Consider the following 3160-nt stretch of genomic DNA (forward strand, 5'->3'; position numbering starts at 1 on the left):
ATTCCGGCTTGCGCCAGTACCCCTGGGCCACGCTCGCGCCCGACACCCAGATTTCACCCACCTGCCCGGGGGCTCGCGGTGGCGCCGCATCCTCCAGCAGGTGCACCCGCACGCCCCGGCCCTTCTCTTCCCCCGTGACGATGAGCGTCCCTTCCGCCAGGCCGTAGCACGGGTAGAAAGCCTCCCGCCGGAAGCCACTGGGCCCGAACACCTCCGCGAAGCGCTCCAGCGTGGCCGCGCGGATGGGCTCCGCGCCGCAGAACGCCACCTCCCACGACGACAAGTCCAACGACGCCACGTCCTCTGGCGTCGCGCGACGCGCGCACAACTCGAAGGCGAAGTTGGGCCCGCCGCTGATGGTGCCCCGGAAGCGCGACACCGCCTGCAACCAGCGCAGCGGCTTCTGCAGGAAGGCCATCGGCGACATCAACGCCACCGGGAAGCCCGCGGCCAGCGGCTGGAGGATGCCGCCAATGAGCCCCATGTCGTGGTACGGCGGCAGCCAGATGACGCCCACGCTGTCGGCCCGCACCTGGAACGCGCCGGAGATGAGCCCCAGGTTGTGCAGCAGGTTCGCGTGCGTGAGCATCACCCCCTTGGGCGTGCCCGTGCTCCCAGACGTGTACTGAAGAAACGCGAGCGACTGCGCGCCCACGTCCGGCGTACGCCAGTCCCGCTCGCCGCCTTCCGGAAGCGTGTCCGTCGCCATCCAGTGCAGCGCGCGGAAGTCCGGTGCCTGCTCGAAGACGAAGTCCGACAGCTCCAGGATGCCCGACGTGGTGAGCACCACCGACGCCTGCGCGTCCTGGATGATGGCCCTCAAGCGGGGCAGGGTGCGCTCCAGCCGCATCGGGTCCGGCGGATAGGCCGGCACCGCCACCGCGCCCGCGTACAGACAGCCGAAGAAGCCCGCGATGTAGTCCAGGCCCGGCGGATACAGCAGCAGCACGCGCTCGCCCACCGCGCCCCGTGCCTGCAACGCCGCGGCGATGCGTCTTGCGCGGACCTCCAGCTCGAAGGCGCTGAGCACGGTCTCATCGCCGTCCACTTCACCGAGGAAGGTGTAGAGCGGAGCGTGGGCGGAGGGACCCGCCGCGAGATTCAACAGGACGCCAGGAAGGGTTCGCGAAAAATCAGGCACGGGGAGCCATCCGAAGTGTCGAAAAAGCGCCGACACTTCTTAACAGCCCTCGTGCGTGATCCCGTAGGCACCCACGGTGCCAGTCACACTGCTACGTACCTGTTGTCACCAGCCCCCTCGGTCAGAGGGGGAGACAAACAAATCACGCGCGACCGAAGAGACCCTTCAGCCAGCCCATGAAGCCCTTCTGCTTCGACACCACCGCCGCATCCGGTGTCAGCACCGGTGCGACAGGCGCGGACGTGGCCACATTCCGTACTCCGCCAACGGCCGCAACACTGTTGCCTGCTCCTTGAGCAAGCATCGGCGGCACGGGAGCGGACTCGGGTTCCGCCTGGGCCAGACGTGCCTTCACGGCCTCCGGCGTGTCACGCGTGGTGAACGTGCTGACCACCTCGCGGCCCGTCGTCGCCTCGCGCGCGATCACCTTGAGCAGCGACTCGTTGCTGACCTCGAAGGTGACCGTGACCTGGACCGCGCCGCGCGGACGCTTGGGCAGGCCCGCGAGCCGGAGCGTGCCCAGGTATTCATTGTCCGGAGCCCGTTCGGAGTCGCCCTGGAACACGGAGAGCTCCAGCTCCGTCTGCTCATCCCGGTGCGTGGAGAGCGTGTAGACCTTGGAGGCCGGCAGCGACACGTTGCGCTCCAGCACCGGCTTGAAGCGCCCACCCGGCAGCCCCACGCCAATGGCCATGGGCAGCACGTCGATGAGCACCACGCCTTCCAATTGCCCCAGGCTGTGCGCCAGCAGCGCCGCGCCCAGCGCCACGGCCTCGTCCGGGTGCACGCCCTTGCTGGGCGGCTTGCCGAAGAACTTCGTGATCTTCTCGTGCACCAGCGGGAAGCGGCTCTGCCCACCGACGAGGATGACCTCGTCGATGTCCTGCGGCTTCAGCCCCTTGGCCTGCAACACCTCGTCACAGACCTGCACGGTGCGGTCGACCAGCTTCTCCGTCAGCGCGATCAACTTCTGGCGCGTGAGCGTGACGTCCAGGTCGTACGGCTTGTTGTCGATCATCGTCACGAACGCCACGTGCACCCGCATCTCCGAACGTTCGGACAGGGCGCACTTGGCCCGCTCCGCCGCGTCGTTGATGCGCTGCAGGGCCACGCGGTCGCCCTGGAAGGTCCGGCCCGTCTGCTGCCGGAACTCCTCCAGGAGGTACTCGACGATGGCGTTGTCGAAGTCGATGCCGCCCAGGAACGTGTCGCCGCCGGTGGAAATCACCTCGTAGACGGTGTCGTGCAGCTCCAGCACCGACGCGTCGAAGGTGCCGCCGCCCAGGTCGTACACCAGCACCCGCTGGTTGAGCTTGCGCCCGAAGCCGTACGCCAGCGCCGCCGCCGTGGGCTCGTTGAGGATGCGCTCCACGTACAGGCCCGCGAGCTTCCCCGCCTCGCGCACCGCCTGCCGCTGGTTGTCGTTGTAGTAGGCGGGCACCGTGATGACCGCCCGCGAGATGGGCTGGCCCAACTGGTTCTGCGCCACCTCGCGCACCTCGCGGAGGATCAGCGCGGAGATCTGCTGGAGCGAATAGATGCGATCGCCCAGCCGCACCGCCGCCTCGCCCGCCTGCCCGGCGGCGATCTCATAGTGAAAGCGGTCCTTGATCTGCCCCACGATGGGCGACGCATACGGCCGGCCGACCAGGCGCTTGGCGCCGTACACCGTCTGGCGCGGGTTGGTCAGCATCTGCCCCTTGGCGGGGTGGCCCACCACCAGCTTGCCGCGCTGGTTGAAGGCAAGGATGGACGGCACCGTGTTGTGGCCCTCGCGGCTGGGCAGCACGCCCGGCTTGTTGCCGCGCACGAACGCGGCGCACGAGTTCGTCGTCCCCAGGTCGATGCCAATCACCGGGCCCGTCCGGGGCGGCTCCGCGGTGTTCAACTCCAGCGCCTCCGCCGTCACCATCTCCAGCGGGGGACCGGCGGGCGCGGGAACGGTTCCGTGCGCATCGGTCCGGGCGGAGGTGGCCGAGGCGTCAGCGGTCGGCGGCGCGGCTGGGGGCAGGGCAGGGG

The 3160-nt window shown here is 69.1% G+C and carries 2 protein-coding genes; both read right to left on the reverse strand.

The features are described from left to right. On the reverse strand, positions 1 to 1105 hold a 1105-nt coding region (locus D7V88_RS40120; RefSeq protein WP_244238652.1), incomplete at its 3' end, for a fatty acyl-AMP ligase. A 178-nt stretch (positions 1106 to 1283) separates the two neighbouring features. Further along, a partial coding sequence (locus D7V88_RS40125; protein ID WP_244238653.1) for an Hsp70 family protein occupies positions 1284 to 3160 on the reverse strand: 1877 nt, incomplete at its 5' end.

The sequence above is a fragment of the Corallococcus terminator genome, from assembly GCF_003611635.1.
GTDB classification, from domain to species: Bacteria; Myxococcota; Myxococcia; order Myxococcales; family Myxococcaceae; genus Corallococcus; species Corallococcus terminator.